Source organism: Devosia sp. YIM 151766, from assembly GCF_030285925.1.
Classification (GTDB): Bacteria; Pseudomonadota; Alphaproteobacteria; order Rhizobiales; family Devosiaceae; genus Devosia.
The window spans coordinates 2,267,879-2,283,918 of sequence record NZ_CP127251.1 but is presented as its reverse complement, the minus strand read 5'-3'; the positions used below and the strand labels follow the sequence as shown (position 1 = coordinate 2,283,918).

Sequence of the window (16,040 nt, the reverse complement as noted above, 5' to 3'; positions counted from 1 at the left end):
CGACCGCCGGTTTCGCCCATATGGGTTTCCGGGTTTTGACGTAACGCCGATGATACTGGCCGATGCTGTCATAATCCTGTTACTTGCTGGAACATGCGTATCCTGCTGATTGAAGACACTCCCGACATCGCCTTTGCCATCTCGATGCGGCTGGAAGATGAAGGCCATAGCGTAACCGTCGCGCATGACGGCGATGCCGGCGAAGCTTTGGCTATGGCCGGCGGGCACGATCTGGTCATTCTCGATATCAACCTGCCGAGAAAGGACGGCTTTGGCGTATTGCGCAGCATCCGCGATAGCGGCCTCTTGCTGCCGGTCATCGTCATCACCGCCCGCAATCAGGTGGCGGACAAGGTCGGGCTGCTCGATCTGGGAGCCGACGATTATCTGGTCAAGCCTTTCGACCTTTCCGAGCTTGTGGCCCGTATTCGCGCGGTGGCGCGGCGGCATCTGGGCGCGGCCCAACCGGTATTGCGGCTGGGCGCGGTCACCATCGATCTCGCCTCGCGCGCAGTGATGGTGGCGGGCAAGCCGCTCGATCTGGGGCGGCGCGAATTCGACGTGCTGCAAATGCTGGCCAGTCGCTCCGGCCATACCGTCAGAAAGGACAAGCTGGTGCTGAAGCTGTTCGGCTATGAGGATGCCGGCACGCCCAACGCCATTGAACTGCTGGTCTCGCGGGTGCGGCGCAAGCTGGAGGGGAGCGATCTCGAAATCGTCACCCATCGCGGTATCGGCTATATGCTGCGCCGGCGCGCGGAAGGGACGGCCGTTGACGCGTGAATTCTCCATTCAGAGGCGGCTGCTGCTCAGTGGCGCGGCACTGCTGGCCGTTGTCAGCCTGTTCATGTTCCTGGTGGTGCGCTGGTATGCCCATGATGCGGCGGAAGAAGCCTTCGACCGCGTATTGGGCGCCGCGGCGCTGTCGATAGCCGATACGGTGTCGATCCAGGAGGGCGAGGCGACGGTCGATCTGCCGCATTCGGCCTTTGCCATTCTGGGCACGTCGCGCCTCAACCGCATTTTTTATCGTGTCGTCGCGCCCGACGGGACCCTCATTACCGGTTCGCCCATTCTCGGGCTCGAAGTACCGCACGGCACCGGGCCGGGCCTGCGCTTCTTTCCCAGCACCCATCGCGGCGCGCCGGTGCGCATCGCCGCTGCAGCGCGCTATCACACCGATGCGGCCGATGGCGGCTGGGTGGATGTGCTGGTGGCCGAGACCCGGGAGGCGCGCGACCAGCTCGGCCTGCAACTGACCGTCAATGCCGCCCTGCCGGCGATAGCGCTCGCTTTGCTGGCTTTCCTGCTGATCTGGCTGGCAGTGCGACAGGCCTTTGTGCCGCTGCGGGCGGTGGAGGCCGATCTGCGCCAGCGCACCGCGTCCGATCTGAGGCCGGTGGCCGGGCCGGTGCCGCACGAGGTCAGCGCCCTGGTCTCGGCTCTCAACGAATTCATGGAGCGGCTGGATTCGGTGCTGGTGGGGCTGAAGGGCGTTACCGCCGATGCCGCCCACCAATTGCGCACGCCACTGACGGCGATGCGGGCGCTTTCGGAACTGTCGCTCGAAAGCGCGCCGGAAGGCCGCCATCGCGAAATCATGCGCCGCATCCATGCCAATTCGGTCAGCGCCACAATCCTCGCCAACCAGATATTGTCGGACGCCACGACGCTGCATTCGCTTGAAACCCGGCTGCGGGAAAACCTCGATATGCGACAGGTTATCCGCGACGCCCTGCAACGCCTGCAGACCGAAGGTTCCTATCCCGATCTGGGCGGCGCGCTGCAACTCGAGCTTCCTCAGGAGCCGGTCATCGTCGAGGGCGAGCCGACCAGCCTGCGCGAAATGGTGCGCAACCTGATCGAGAATGCCCAGATTCATGCGCCGGGCACGATCGCGGTGGCGCTGGGGCAGGAGGGCGAGGACATTGTCCTCACGGTCGCCGACCGCGGCCCCGGCATTGCGCCGGAAATGCGGGAGAGGGTGTTCGAGCGTTTCGAGCGCGCCGGCAGCAGCCGGCCCGGATCGGGCCTCGGCCTGCCCATCGCCCGCAATGTCGCCAGGGCGATGGGCGGCAGCATCGGCATCGCGGATCGCGAGGGGGGCGGGCTGGCGATCACCGTGCGCCTGCCCAGCAGCGGCGGCAACAAAGGCGGCGGACGATGAAGCGGCGCTCCTTTCTTTCGCTCATGCTGGCAACGCCTTTGCTTGGGGCCGGATTGTCGGGAGGCGCCGCGCAGGAACGCCAGCCGCTGGTGCTGATGGGCACTGAAGCGCCGGAGGTCATGCGGGGACTGGTCGAGGCCCTGGGCCAGTCGGCGGAAAGCGGCGGGCTGGCCGTTGACTATCGGCAAGCCCGGCCGGCCCAGATCGTCTCTCGCCTCTCCTCGCAGGCGGACGCGGCGGCGCTGCCGCATCTGGTGCTGCTGCCGACGCCCGATCTCGCTGTATATCTCGCCAATGAGGGCCATACCCTGCCGCAAGCGCTGCCGGCCGGCCTGCAGGCCCCGCATTGGCGCCACGAGGTCTTCGTGGTCGGCCACGATGCGGCGGTGTTCGTCACCCATAAACGGCGCGTCGCGGACGAAGAGGGGCCCCGGTCCCGCATCGAGCTGGCCCGCATGCTGGAACGCCATCGCAGCCGTTTCCAGGGGCGGGTGGGGCTGGTCAATATCGGTATCGACAATGTGGCCTATGGCTATGCGGCCCAGGATTCCCTGCGCTCGGCCCTGTTTTGGCGCATTTCCGGCGCTTTCGGCGCATCGCGGGCGCGCATCTTCGACACTCCCGAGGAATTGCTGGCGGCGCTTTCCGAGGGGATCATCGATTTCGGCTATAACGTGCCGCTCTCCGCCGCCCGCCGCGCCGCCAGCAATGATCCGGAAATCCAGATCATCATTCCGCAGGATTATGTGCTGGCCCTGCCCTGGACGGTCCTGGTTCCGGCCCGTGCGGGAAGACAGGACGGCATGCTCTTGCCATCCGAGCTTGTGGGGCTGTTTTTCCTGCCCCCTGTCCGCCAGGCATTGAGCGGGATGGGGCTGATCCCGATCGGGGCCGGCAGCGGCATGGAGAATATGCAGATGATCGAGCTGGGGCCGGAACTTCTCGTCTTTCTCGATCCCCTCAAGCGCAGCCGCTTTCTCGATACCTGGTTTCAGCAAGTGGTGCAGAACTGAAGGTGGACTCCCTCCGCTCCCACGCGCCTCAGCCAGTCATTCGTCCGGACGATGCTATCGGTCTCATGGCTTTTGCAAATCGTTGACTGGGCGTGGGGGCGCCAATATGGTCAAAACATGATCACAGGGCGCGATGCTGCCAAACGTGCGGCATTCCGCCCAAATTTGTCCGCTTATCTCATCAAAGGAGCGCCTCGTGAATCGCAATCCTCTCTTCGGCGCCACGGCCCTCGCGGCCATTACCCTGGCCCTGGCGACCTTCTCCGGCGTTCACGCTCAGGACGGCAGCATTTCCGGATCGAACCTGGTCGTCTATACGCCGAACGAAGAAGGGATGCTGGACAGCCTCATCCCGGTTTTCGAAGCTGAAACCGGCGTCAGGGTCCAATTGATCACTGCGGGCACCGGCGAGCTCTACCAGCGGATCCGCAGCGAAGCGGCCAACCCGCAGGGCGACGTCATGTTCGGCGGCGGCGCGGCTCAGGCCAATGCCAATGTCGAGCTCTGGGCCGAATATGTCTCTCCCGAAGATAGCGCGATGGTCGATGCCGGCAAAAACGTTACCGGCTCTATCACCCCCTATCAGGCGGATGGTTCCAACCTGCTCGTCAATGTCAACGCAGCGGCCGATGCCGGGCTGGAAATCGGCAGCTATGCCGATTTGCTGGCGCCGGAGCTCAAGGGCAAGATCGCCTTTGGCGACCCCACGGCGTCGTCCTCGGCATTTGCGCAATTGACCAATATGCTCAAGGCGGTCGGCGGCGATTATGAATCCGATGCGGCATGGGATTATGTCCGTTCTCTGGTCGTCCAGCTCGATGGCATTTCCATCGGCTCGTCCACCCAGGTGGCCCAGGACGTGGCCAATGGCGAATATATCGTCGCCCTGACCTATGAGCCGCTATCGCTCAATTTCGTCAGGAGCGGCGCTCCGGTGGAGATCGTCTATCCGGCGGAGGGCGCCGCTTTCCTGCCCGCAACGATCCAGATCATCAAGGACGGGCCGAATCCGGCGGCGGCGGAAGCCTTCATCGACTTCGTGATCTCCGAGGAAGGCCAGACGATCATTGCCGAGCAGACCGCCGGCCGGCCGCTGCGTGATGGCGTGACCAAGCCGGGCCTGCCGGCTCTTGCCGACATCCCGACCATCGAGGAAGACGGCGCCTATGTTTCCACGCATCGCGATGAGATCGTGGCGAAGTACAAGTCCATCCTCGAGGCACAATTTTGATGCTCAACGGGGCTGATATCGGGGCAGCGCGGTGACCAGCATCGCGCTGCGCTCCCTGCGCAAGGAATATGGCCAGCAAGTCGCGATTCCAGACCTCGATCTGGATATTCGCGACGGCGAGTTCTTCACTCTCCTTGGTCCGTCAGGATGCGGGAAGACCACCTTGTTGCGCATGATTGCCGGATTCAACACGATTGAATCCGGCACTATCGCTTTCGATGACATCGTCATCAACGACCGGTCGCCCGCCGCGCGCAATATCGGCATGGTGTTCCAGAGCTACGCGCTCTTTCCCCAGATGACCGCGGCGAAAAATGTCGCGTTCGGCTTGCAGACCCGCAGGATCGAGCGGGTCGAGAGTGACAGGCGGGTGGGCGAGGCGCTCGAATCCGTGCATATGGCGCATCTCAAGGACCGGCTTCCGGGGCAGATGTCGGGCGGGCAGCAGCAGCGCGTCGCTCTGGCCCGGGCGCTGGTGATCCGGCCCGCGGTGTTGCTGATGGACGAGCCGCTCTCCAATCTCGACGCCAAGCTCCGGGTGGAGATGCGCGATACCATCCGCGAAGCGCAGCGCGAGACCGGGATTACGACGGTCTATGTCACCCACGACCAGGAGGAAGCGATGGCGGTGTCCGACCGCATCGCCGTGATGAATCTGGGCGTCGTGCAACAGGTGGGATCGCCGGCCGAGATTTACCGTCATCCGGCAAACCGGTTCGTCGCCGAATTCATCGGCAAGACCAATCTGCTCGATCGCGAATTGCACCGTCGGAACGGCGCCGCCGTGATCGAACTGGGTGATGGCGTGACGATCGACGTCACGTCCATGGTCGAGCCCGCAGCGGGTGGGCGAGTTCAGGTATCGGTCCGTCCCGAAGCCGTGCATACCGGCGATGGCGGCCTTGGCGCCGAGATCGTCGATGAAACTTTCCTGGGCTCGCATTCCCAGGTTCGGGCGCAGCTGCCCACCGGCGAAACCATCGAATTCCTTGAATTCTCGCGCCGCTCCTCGCGGTGGGAGCGCGGGGAAAAAGTTTTCCTCGAGCTCAATACGGAGATGCTGACATTCTTCGACGCGCAGAGCGGCGTCTCGATCATGCGCGGAGCAGGGGAGTGAAGCTGCCCGGCGACCGCTTGGACGGCTGGACCTCCGTAGCCGTTGTGCTCACCGGCGGCTATCTGCTGATGGTGATCCTGCCGCTGGTCATGGTTCTGATCAACAGCGTCAGCAGCGGCGGCGAATTTACGCTGGCGGGCTTTGCGACCTTCTTCTCGTCGCGACTATATTACGGGACATTGATCAACAGCATCCTGGTTACGGTTTGCGTCACCGTTTTCGCGCTCGTCATCGCCTTCCCGCTGGCCTATTTCATGACGATGTTCCGCGTTCGCGGCAATCGCACCGTGCAGATGCTCATCCTGGCCTCGATGATGTCGCCGCCCTTTATCGGCGCCTATTCATGGATATTGCTGCTCGGCAATAACGGCATGATCACGCGGCTGTTCGAGAATGTTTTCGGCTTCAAATCCCCGAGCATTTACGGCTTTGCCGGGATCGTGCTGGTACTGACGCTGCAATTGGTGCCGCTGATCTTCACCTATCTGATGGGGGCGTGGCGCACCATCGACGTCTCCCTGCTGGAAGCCGCCGAGGGCATGGGCATTACCGGCTGGCGGCGCGCCGTCCAGGTGATCACGCCGCTGCTTTGGCCTACCGTGCTTGCCGGCAGCCTGCTCGTATTCGTGCGCGCCTTCGCCGATTTCGGTACGCCGATGCTGATCGGCCAGGGCTTCCGCACCATACCCGTGCTCATCTACAGCTCCTTCGTGGGCGAGGTGAGCATCGACCAGACCTTCGCCGCGGCGGTCGCGGTGATTGTCATGGTGGTCACGCTGGCCATTTTCCTGGTGCAGAAATATCTCGTCGACCGCCAGCAATTTTCCATGACGGCATTGCGCTCCATCGAGGCGCGTCGGCTGCCGGGATGGCGGGGCGTGGCCATCCACCTCTATGTGTACGGGTTCCTGACGCTGGCGCTGGCGCCGCTGGTGGTGGTCGTCGTCAGCTCATTCCGGAATACGCTCTATGGCCAGTTCGTCGATGGCTTCTCCTTTGACAATTACGTCAAATCGCAGCGCGACATTTTCCGCTATGTCGGCAATACATTCGGGATCGGGATCACCGCCTTGCTGATCCTGGTGGTCATCGCCGTGCTGGTTGCCTATCTCACGGTGCGGCGGAAAGGCATCCTGACCGGCGCGCTCGATACCATGACGATGGTGCCTTACGTCGTGCCCGGACTGGTGATCGGCATTGCCCTGATTACCGCTTTCAGCCAGGGGCCGCTGCTGCTCACCGGGACATTCGCGATCATGGTGATCGCCTTGACGATCCGGCGCCTGCCTTATTCGGTCCGCTCGACGACCGCGCTCATGCATCAGCTCAACCCCAGCATCGAGGAAGCCGCGATCAGCCTGGGCGCGTCGAAATTCCGGACGCTGGTGCGCATCATCGTGCCGGCTCTGGCCCCAGGTATCCTCTCCGGCGCGGTGCTTAGCTGGGTGACGATCATCACCGAATTGAGCACGACGCTGTTCCTCTACAACACCTCGACGCAGACGCTGTCGCTCGGCATCTATGCACAGGTGATCCGGGGTCAGCTCGGGACCGCCGCAGCGCTGTCCACCTTGCTGCTGGTGCTGACCATGCTGTCGCTGTTCCTGCTCATGCGCCTGCCAGGCGGCCACAGGGAATTGCGAATATGATGCGGGTTCGTCGCGACAGGCAGTCGCGCGGCGATAAACCGTCAGGGTACGGATATACCGCAGCCGCGTGACATCATGGCTGCCTGGCAAATTCGACCGCGTCCTCGCCTGCTTGACGTCAACATGCCCGTGAACCGAATATGCCGGAGCTTGAATGCAAGCAGGAAGTGCTTCATAAGGCCCCAAGTCGGCGCGCGCATGCTGCGCTGGCCAATTCTGAAAAAGCATAGGCTATCAACCCATGGACGACCCTTCCAGTCGTTTTCCTAGTAATCGAAGTGCCGCCTCCCACGCGCCACGTTCGACCTTGCACGGCTGATTGCCGCGCCTCGGTCGTCGTCCGTGAGGGACGGCGAAAAGAAACCGAGGTGCAACATGACCTTCGAGACACTCGCCCACGCGCTCGTGACCGGCTCGAACGCCGACACCAAGAACAATCGCGAATTCATCGCAAGCCGCCACGCCGCCGACATCGCGCAGTTCCTCAAGGAACACGACGCGGAGATCGACTGGCGCGTGCTCGACCTTATGGACCTCTCCAAGCAGGCCGACGTTCTGAGCTATCTCGACCGCGGCACGCAAGTTGAGCTCGCCAAATCCGCTCCGCGCAAGCGGCTGGCTAGCATTGTCACCGAGATGAATTCGGACGACCGCGCCGACTTCTTCAATGCCCTTACCGAGGACGAGCAGGAAGCCCTGCTGCCGGCGCTCGCCCAGGCCGAGCGCGAGGATATAAGGCGTCTTGCCGCCTATGAGGAGGGGACCGCCGGGGCGATCATGACCTCGGATTATGCGGTGCTGTCGCCCGAACTCACCGCTCGCCAGGCGCTGGACAAGCTTCGCCTCGAGGCCCCCGACAAGGAGACGATAAATCGTTCCTATGTCGTCGACGAGGACCGCAAGCTCATCGGCTCGGTCCGGCTTCAGGATCTCATCCTCGCGTCGCCGGCGTCCCGGATCGGAAACGTCATGGAGCGCGATACGCGCGCGGTGCGGGTTGACGAGGACCAGGAGGAGGTCGCCCGCAAGATCGCCCATTACGACCAGATCGCGCTGCCGGTGATCGATGCGGACGAACGCATTGTGGGGATCGTCACCTATGACGATGCGCTCGACGTCCTCACCCAGGAAGCCACCGAGGACTTTCACAAGTCCAGCACCGTGCGGGGCCTGACCGAGAGCGTGGGACGCGCCTCGATATTCATTCTGTATCGGGCACGGGTGGGCTGGCTGGTGCTGCTGGTCTTCGGTAACATTTTCTCGGGTGCCGGCCTGGCCCATTTCGAGGATGTCATCGCCGTCCATATGGCGCTTCTGTTCTTCCTGCCGCTGCTGATCGCCTCGGGCGGCAATGCCGGCACGCAGGCTTCGACCCTGACGATCCGCGCCATGGCGACCGGCGACGTGCGTCCAAGAGACTGGACACGGATGCTGGGGCGCGAAATCCTGGTCGCCGGGCTTCTCGGACTGACCATGGCGCTGGCCATTTACGGCATCGGCGCGTGGCGCGGGGGTCCGGACATCGCCGCTACCGTGTCGATCTCCATGATGATCATCGTGCTCGCGGGCTCGCTGATTGGGATGATACTCCCCTTCATCCTCGAACGCGCGCATATGGACCCGGCCACGGCCAGCGGACCGCTGGTGGCCTCGATCGCCGACGTCATGGGAATTCTGATCTATTTTGGGATCGCCCAGACAATCCTGAACTGAAAACGGCTGCGAGCCGCCCGGCCCTTCAATACCGTGGAAAACTTGGTGACCACGGCATTGAAGCGGTGGGCTGGGGGCGCTCGGCCGGGGGCTCGCACTTAGCGGTCCCAGACGACGGTGTTTTCGTGTCGCTTGATTATATGCTTGAGTTCATCGAACACATTGATGACGTGGTTGGCAAAGCGGTCGGCAGCGGGGACTTTGAGGGCATCGTGACGCCGCAGGATACCAAGGGAGCGGTCAGGCTGCGGAATGGAATAGGGCAGGGTGACGATCCGGTTTTCCCGCCGCAATGCGAATACCACCGAAAATGGCAGCACCGCCAAAGCCTCGGAATCGGCGAGAAAGTTGACCACGCTCATCAACGAGCCGCCTGAATATCGAATGTTCAGTTCGGAAACACCCAGGCTCGTCAGGATCATCTGCAGGTCGGTCATCAGCGGTGAACCGGGCAGGGGGGCGATCCAGGGATAGGCTGCCAGATCGCTGGCCTGTGGACGCGCCCGGCGAAGCAGCGGATGGCCGGTGCGACAGGCGACGATGTTCCGTCCGGGCAGGATTTCGATGAATTCATATTGCGATCCCGGATGCGTCGAGCCGATGGGAACGATGCCCAGATCGATGATCTGCGCATCGAGCGCGGAAATCAGCTCGGGCAGATTGCCATAGCTCTGTTGGACGGTGATTTCCGGTTCCTGCTCATGAAACTGGGCAATCATCTGGCTGACGATGGCGTCCATGAAGAACGGCACGCCGCCCACACGCACCAAGCCAGTCGTGCCCTTGAGATGCCCTTCCACCGCGTCGGTGGCACGGCGCGACGCGGTGAGGATCGCCCTTCCGTGAACAGCCAATTGTGTGCCCAATGCGGTGGCCTGCAAAGGGCGCCGGCCACGAACGAACAGCGCTTCGCCGACCCGCGCTTCCAGCATGGATAGCGACCGGCTGACCGCCGATTGCGTCATGCCCAGCATCGCGGCCCCCTCCGATACCCCGCCGGCATCCAGAACGGCTGCAAGCTGCATGAGATGTCGCTCGTTCAGCTTCATAGCAAAATGCTATATTACCTCCACCACAATTCATCAACATCCATGGCGGTGCGTGGCAGATTGTTTTCCAGGGATGGGAGACAATAGAGATGGGCGGCGGCAAGCACGCGAGCATCGACGTCAATGCCAGCGCGCGGCAGGCCTTCGAGGCGCGCCTGGCGACGCTGGCGCCGTCGCGGTTGGTCGAGGCCGTCGGCATTATCGGCGCGCATCTGCATGAGGTTGTCGAAGACCTTCGTCCAAGCCCCGCGGAATTTCGCGCGCTGCTCGCCTTCCTGACCGAGACGGGTCATCATGCCGATGCCCGGCGGCAGGAATGGGTATTGCTGGCAGATGCTCTGGGGCTCTCCAGCGCCATAGAGAAAATCCATTCCGTGCGGCCCGCCGGCGCGACGCCCGATACCGTGGCCGGTCCGTTCTATCGCGCCGACGCCCCTCTTCTCGCGCCGGGCGACGATATTTCCCGGGATGGCAAGGGCGAACCGATGCTGGTGACCGGCCGGGTGACGGCTCTCGCCGGCGCTGCCATCGATGCGGCGATGGTGGAAGTCTGGCAGGCCAATGGAAAAGGCCGGTACGAGAACCAGGAGCCGGACGCGCAGCCGGAACACAATCTGCGTGGCAAGCTGCAAACCGATGCCCAGGGCCGGTTTCGTTTCCTGACCGTCAAGCCACTCGGCTATTGTCTGCCCGCAAGCGGGCCAGCGGGAACGCTCCTGGCCCAATTGGGCCTGCCCCTTAACCGGCCGGCCCATCTCAATCTGCGGGTCTCGGCCGAAGGCTTCGAGACATTGACCACCCATATTTTCGACCGCGACGATCCGGCCATCGGAGAAGACGCCATTTTCGGCGTCAAACCCGAGCTATTGGCCGATTTTCGCGCCCTGCCAAACCGCGAAGGGCGCATTGCCTACGCCCTCGATATCAACCTTGTGCTCTGCCCCAAGGGCGGCGCGCAGCCCATGCCAGGAAGGAACCAAAAATGAGTGGCATCAACGGCTATCATCACCTGACGCTGTCCACGGACGGCGCTCAGGAGGATTTCGACTTCTACACCAAGACCCTCGGGCTGCATTCGGTGAAGCGCACCGTGCTGTTCGACGGCGTCCTGCCCGTCTACCACCTCTATTACGGCTCGCCCGATGGCGATGCCTCGACCATCATCACCACGTTCCCGTTCCGCAAGCCCGGCGTCTATGGCCGGCGCGGCACCAATCAGGCGCGGGCCATCCTGCAAGCCATTCCCAAGGGCGCAGCGGGTTTCTGGGTCGATCGGTTGAATGGTCGCGGCATCGAGGCCAGCAAGGTCACCCGCTTCGGCACCGAGCGCGTGATCTTCGCTCATCCTTGCGGCATTCCGCATGAATTGGTGGAAAGCGACAGCGACAGCCGCGAGCCGATCACCAATGAAGCGCAGGGCATTGGCAAGGAGCATGGCATCAAAGGCATTTATGGCAGCGTCGTCGCCACTACCGACAAGAGCGCCATGGACGATTTCCTGACGATCGCGCTGCCGCTCGAACTGGAATCGCGCACCGATGATGGCGACGTCTATCGCGTGCCCGACGCCAGCGGCGTCATTCAGCGCGTCGAGGTGATCACCGACCGCGAGAGCAGCCAGGGCACCTGGACCTTGTCGGGCGGCACCATCCACCATCTCGCGCTCAATGTGGGCGACGAGGAAACCCAGCTCAAGCTGCGTGCTCATATCGAGGGCCTCGGTTTTACCGACATTTCGGAGCAGAAGGACCGCAATTACTTCAAATCCTGCTATGTGCGGTCGCCCGGCGGCGCCTTGTTCGAATTGGCCTGGACCACGCCGCAGGGCTGGACCTCGGATGAGCCTCCGGGCCAGATCGGCAAGACCCTGGTGTTCCCGCCCTGGTTCAAGGACCGCGAAGCCGAATTGCGCGAAGGCCTCGAACAGGCGGATTTCGTCTGATGTCAATGCAGGCCGGCATGCGGCTGGGGGCATCCGGCTCCGGGGTCAGGGCGCTTTGCGTCCTGGTCCATGGCCGCGGCCAGTCGCCCGAGGAAATGGAGCGCCATATTCTCCGGCGCCTCGATATTTCTGATGTGGCCTTTGCCCTGCCGCGCGCGCCGGGCGGCGTCTGGTACGATGCCCGTGCGGTCGATCCATTGACCGATGGCACGCGGTCGCAGCTCGACGAGGCGCTGAAGGCCTTGCACGCGGAAATTACGGCTCTGCAAGGGGAGTATCCGGGGCTGCCCCTGCTATTGGCCGGCTTCTCCCAGGGAGCCTGCCTTTCTATCGAATATGTTTGCCGCGGCCATGCGGCACCGGATGCGCTGGCGGCCCTGACCGGCTGCCGTGTCGGCACGCCGAGCTGCGAGCGGCCCGATGCCGCCGCCGCCAATCTGCCGGCCTATCTCAGCGGCAGCGACGCCGACCCCTGGATTCCGCTTGCCGCGATGGCGGAAGCGGCGCTGGCGCTTGGCGGCCGGGGCCTTCGTCTACGCGCCGACATCTTCCCCGGCCGGCAGCATGAAGTGTCCGATGCCGAGATCGGCATGCTGGCGGGCATGCTGTCCGACCTGGCGGCGGGGCAGGACCCCGGATTGGCGGCGGCGCGATGAACCAGCCGGCTCCTTCAATCGCGCCAGACGGTATTCTGCTCATGTTGCTGGATGAAATGCGACAGGTTGCGGAACTCGGTTTCGATGAAGCGATGGAATCGGCGCACGGTGGGTCCGGCTGTGTCGACGTCCCGGGTGAGAATGCCAAGCATCCGTTCGGGATGGCCAATGCGGATGGACAGAGCCGAGAGCACCCGCTGCCGCCGGGCCATGAACACCACGGAATAGGGCAACACGGTCAAAGCGTCCGAATTGGACAGGATGGCGGTCATCGAGGCGAGCGTGCCGCCGGAAAAGGAGATGCGCGTATCGTTGACGCCGATATCGCTCAGGATATGGCGCATGTCTTTGTAGAGCGGGCTCGATGCCGGCGGCGCGATCCACGGATAGGGCGCGATGTCGGCCAGACGCAGCGATCGTTTGCGCAGCAGCGGATGCTGGCTGCCGCAGGCGATGACATTGCGGCCCGGAAGCACCGGCACGAACTGGAAGCCCTCGGCAAGCGCGGCCGGGTTCAGCGGGCAGATCGCGACATCCAGCGCTCCGGCGCTGAGTTGGCTCAAAAGCCCGGGCACGTAGCTGTAAGACTGCTCGATCCGCACCTGCGGATGCTTCTGCTGAAACTGCGCGATCAGCGCCGAAATTACCCCGTCCATGAAAACCGGTGTACCGCCGATGCGCACCATCCCCCGGTGCCCCGTTCTGAAAGTGGCGACGATGGCCGAGGCCGTGTTCCCCGCCGCACGGATGCGGCGTCCCTCGCCGGCCAGGCTGAGGCACAATTCGGTCGGCGCCAGCGGGCGCTTGTTCTTCTCGAACAGCGGGGCGCCGATCCGCGCTTCCAGCATGGCGATGGTGCGAGACACGCTGGGCTGAGCCCGGCCGACGCTCTGGGCGCCCTCGGTCAGGCCACCGCCATCGACAATGGCGGCGAGGATTTCGAGATGTCGCGGATCCAGCTTCATAACATGATGTTATGTGATGCCACACTATTTCGATCAAGATGGTATGAAGTTCGTGGCATCTTGCCCGAAGCCGCGTGGCCTTGCCGGCCGCGGGGGAGGGATTGATGTCGCATTTCACCTCGAGTTTCGTCGCCCAGCTCGCCTCGGTCCGCGTTCGGTTCGGCGTCGGAATTCGCCGCCAGGTCAGCGAGGAGGTGGCGCGCCTTGGCTGCAAGCGGGCGCTGGTCCTGTCCACCCCGGCCCAGGCCGACGCGGCCATGGAGATGGCCCAGGAAATCGGCGATATGGCGGTGGGCGTCTTTACCCGCGCCACCATGCACACCCCCATGGCCGTTACGGAAGAGGCGGTGGCCCACGCGCTGTCGGTGAATGCCGATTGCCTCGTGGCTATCGGTGGCGGATCGACCACCGGGCTGGGCAAGGCCATAGCGCTGCGCACCGACCTGCCGCAGATCGTCGTGCCGACCACTTATGCCGGCTCGGAAGCGACCAATATTCTGGGGCAGACCGAAAACGGCGAGAAGACCACGCTGACCGATGCCAGGGTGCAGCCCGAGGTCATTCTGTACGATCCCGAACTGGTGCGCACGCTTCCGGTGGAGTTGACCGTGACCAGCGCGCTCAATGCCATGGCCCATGCTGCCGAGGGTCTTTATGCGCGCGACCGCAACCCGATCTCGACGCTCCTGGCCATCGAGGGCCTGGAGGCCTTCGCCGAATCCCTTGATCAGGTCGTTGCCGATCCGGGCAATCTGGAGGCCCGTGCGCGCACGCTCTATGGCGCCTGGCTCTGCGGCACCGTGCTGGGCCAGGTCGGCATGGCGCTGCATCACAAGCTTTGCCACACATTGGGTGGATCGTTCGACCTGCCCCATGCCGAAACCCACGCGGTCATCCTGCCGCATGCCATCGCCTTCAATGCGCGCGCCGCGCAGCGGGAGTTGCAACCGATCGCCCGGATTTTCGGCGATCCGGCACCGGGCAAAGCGCTGCATTCCTTCGCCAAGAAACTCGGCGCTCCCATGGCATTGAAGGATCTGGGGCTGGGGGAGCGAGACCTGGACAGGGCAGCGGAGATTGCCACGTCCAAGCCTTACTGGAATCCGCAAAAGGTAACGAAAGACGATATCGCCACGCTGTTGGCGGCCGCCTGGAAGGGCGATCCGCCGGCCTTCTGATACCCGCCGCAAGGCTCATGATTTTTGGGAGGAGAACCAATCATGATTACCCGCCGCAATCTGCTCAAAGGCACCGCCGCGACCGGCCTCATCGCCGCGACCGGCGCCTTTCCCATGCCCGCCATCGCCCAGGGCGCCAAGATCAAGCTCGGATATGTCAGTCCGCAATCGGGACCATTGGCCGCCTTCGGCGAGGCCGACAATTTCATCCTGTCCAATTTCGCCCAGAGCGCGGCCGCGTCCGAATTCGAGATCATCGTCAAGGATAGCCAGTCCAACCCGAACCGCGCCGCCGATGTCGCTCAGGAATTGATCATTTCCGATGAAGTCGACCTGATGCTGGTGGCGTCCACGCCTGAAACCACCAATCCCGTGACCACGACCGCCGAAGCAGAAGGCGTGCCGCTGATTTCCACCATGGCGCCCTGGCAGCCCTGGTTCATCGGCCAGCAGGGTAATCCGGGCGATCCGGACAGCTGGCGTCCGTTCAACTATGCCTATCACTTCTTCTGGGGCCTGGAGGATGTGATCTCGGTCTTCACCAATATGTGGGGCCAGCTCGAGACCAATAAGATCGTGGGCGGACTTTTTCCCAACGATGCCGACGGCAATGCCTGGGGGGACCCCGTCAGCGGCTTCCCGCCGGCCCTGGCCGAAAAAGGCTTCCAGATTTTCGATCCGGGCCGCTATCAGAACCTCACCGACGACTTCTCGGCCCAGATCAACGCCTTCCGCCAGGCCAATGCCGAGATCATCACCGGCGTACCGATCCCGCCCGATTTCACCACGTTCTGGACCCAGGCCCGCCAGCAGGGCTTTACCCCCAAGGCGGCCTCGATCGGCAAGGCCATCCTGTTCCCGCAGGCCGTGGAGGCACTCGGCGATACCGGGCACAATCTGTCGTCCGAAGTCTGGTGGTCGCCGAGCCATCCGTTCTCGTCCTCGCTCAACGGCATGAGTTCGGCCGAACTCGCCGAGGCCTATACCGCCGAGACCGGCAGGCAATGGACCCAGCCGATCGGCTTCGTGCACGCGCTGCTGGAAATGGCCACCAATGTGATGGGCCGGGTCAGCGATGCCGGCGATGTCGACGCCGTGGTCGAGGCGATTGCGGCTACCGATCTGCAAACCATCGTCGGCCCGGTCGTGTTCAATGGCGCCGGCGTCCCGCCCTTCGCGGCCACCAATGTCTGCAAGACGCCGCTGGTGGGCGGTCAGTGGCGCATGCGCGACGGCGGCGGCTACGATCTGGTCATCGTGGATAATACCGGCTTCGAGAACATTCCCGCCGGCGGAACCATGGAAGCCATTTCCTGACCGCAATATCCGCCGGGCGCGCCAGCGCCCGGCCAAAGGGGCA

Annotated in this window: 14 protein-coding genes; 12 read left to right on the top strand and 2 right to left on the bottom strand. The window is 63.5% G+C overall.

The window, feature by feature from the left end:
- Positions 1 to 93: 93 nt before the first annotated feature.
- The 7 genes from O9Z70_RS11190 to mgtE all read left to right on the top strand — a co-directional run bounded on the left by O9Z70_RS11190 (position 94) and on the right by mgtE (position 8,890).
- A complete protein-coding gene (locus O9Z70_RS11190) occupies positions 94 to 783 on the top strand; it encodes a response regulator transcription factor (RefSeq protein WP_286019022.1) in 690 nt (229 codons plus the stop codon).
- Entirely contained in the window at positions 773 to 2,167 is a 1,395-nt protein-coding gene (locus O9Z70_RS11185; protein ID WP_286019015.1) for a sensor histidine kinase, read from the top strand. Before O9Z70_RS11190 ends, O9Z70_RS11185 begins: the two co-directional genes overlap by 11 nt.
- Positions 2,164 to 3,180, top strand: coding sequence for an ABC transporter substrate-binding protein (locus O9Z70_RS11180; RefSeq protein ID WP_286018998.1), 1,017 nt, complete (start codon positions 2,164 to 2,166; stop codon positions 3,178 to 3,180). The genes O9Z70_RS11185 and O9Z70_RS11180 overlap by 4 nt, the downstream gene beginning before the upstream one ends.
- Positions 3,181 to 3,376: 196 nt before the next feature.
- Positions 3,377 to 4,411: an extracellular solute-binding protein gene (locus O9Z70_RS11175; RefSeq protein ID WP_286018992.1), complete on the top strand. Its 1,035-nt coding sequence runs from the start codon at positions 3,377 to 3,379 to the stop codon at positions 4,409 to 4,411.
- A gap of 31 nt (positions 4,412 to 4,442) precedes the next feature.
- Positions 4,443 to 5,528: an ABC transporter ATP-binding protein gene (locus tag O9Z70_RS11170; RefSeq protein ID WP_286018986.1), complete on the top strand. Its 1,086-nt coding sequence runs from the start codon at positions 4,443 to 4,445 to the stop codon at positions 5,526 to 5,528.
- Positions 5,525 to 7,177 (top strand): ABC transporter permease, encoded by a 1,653-nt coding sequence (locus O9Z70_RS11165; protein WP_286018973.1) that lies wholly within the window; start codon positions 5,525 to 5,527, stop codon positions 7,175 to 7,177. Before O9Z70_RS11170 ends, O9Z70_RS11165 begins: the two co-directional genes overlap by 4 nt.
- A gap of 375 nt (positions 7,178 to 7,552) precedes the next feature.
- Positions 7,553 to 8,890, top strand: coding sequence for a magnesium transporter (gene mgtE, locus O9Z70_RS11160; protein WP_286018964.1), 1,338 nt, complete (start codon positions 7,553 to 7,555; stop codon positions 8,888 to 8,890).
- A gap of 98 nt (positions 8,891 to 8,988) precedes the next feature.
- On the opposite strand, the gene O9Z70_RS11155 is transcribed toward mgtE, so the two are convergent.
- Positions 8,989 to 9,939: a LysR family transcriptional regulator gene (locus tag O9Z70_RS11155; protein ID WP_286018946.1), complete on the bottom strand. Its 951-nt coding sequence runs from the start codon at positions 9,937 to 9,939 to the stop codon at positions 8,989 to 8,991.
- A gap of 89 nt (positions 9,940 to 10,028) precedes the next feature.
- Between O9Z70_RS11155 and O9Z70_RS11150 the strand changes: the two genes are divergently transcribed.
- From O9Z70_RS11150 to O9Z70_RS11140, 3 genes are read left to right on the top strand one after another with little or no spacing between them, the layout of a single operon-like run.
- Entirely contained in the window at positions 10,029 to 10,925 is an 897-nt protein-coding gene (locus O9Z70_RS11150; protein WP_286018940.1) for a dioxygenase family protein, read from the top strand.
- Positions 10,922 to 11,881, top strand: coding sequence for a VOC family protein (locus O9Z70_RS11145; RefSeq protein WP_286018933.1), 960 nt, complete (start codon positions 10,922 to 10,924; stop codon positions 11,879 to 11,881). Before O9Z70_RS11150 ends, O9Z70_RS11145 begins: the two co-directional genes overlap by 4 nt.
- Positions 11,881 to 12,537: an alpha/beta hydrolase gene (locus tag O9Z70_RS11140; protein WP_286018927.1), complete on the top strand. Its 657-nt coding sequence runs from the start codon at positions 11,881 to 11,883 to the stop codon at positions 12,535 to 12,537. Before O9Z70_RS11145 ends, O9Z70_RS11140 begins: the two co-directional genes overlap by 1 nt.
- A gap of 14 nt (positions 12,538 to 12,551) precedes the next feature.
- Here the strand turns inward: O9Z70_RS11140 and O9Z70_RS11135 are convergent, their stop codons facing one another.
- The gene (locus tag O9Z70_RS11135) at positions 12,552 to 13,502 is read right to left on the bottom strand and encodes a LysR family transcriptional regulator (protein WP_286018921.1); all 951 of its coding nucleotides are present in this window, start codon (positions 13,500 to 13,502) and stop codon (positions 12,552 to 12,554) included.
- Between the two features lie 104 nt (positions 13,503 to 13,606).
- On the opposite strand from O9Z70_RS11135, the gene O9Z70_RS11130 reads away from it, so the two are divergent.
- A complete protein-coding gene (locus tag O9Z70_RS11130) occupies positions 13,607 to 14,680 on the top strand; it encodes a maleylacetate reductase (RefSeq protein ID WP_286018915.1) in 1,074 nt (357 codons plus the stop codon).
- A 42-nt stretch (positions 14,681 to 14,722) separates the two neighbouring features.
- Positions 14,723 to 15,997, top strand: coding sequence for an ABC transporter substrate-binding protein (locus tag O9Z70_RS11125; protein ID WP_286018899.1), 1,275 nt, complete (start codon positions 14,723 to 14,725; stop codon positions 15,995 to 15,997).
- The last annotated feature ends 43 nt before the right edge of the window (positions 15,998 to 16,040 follow it).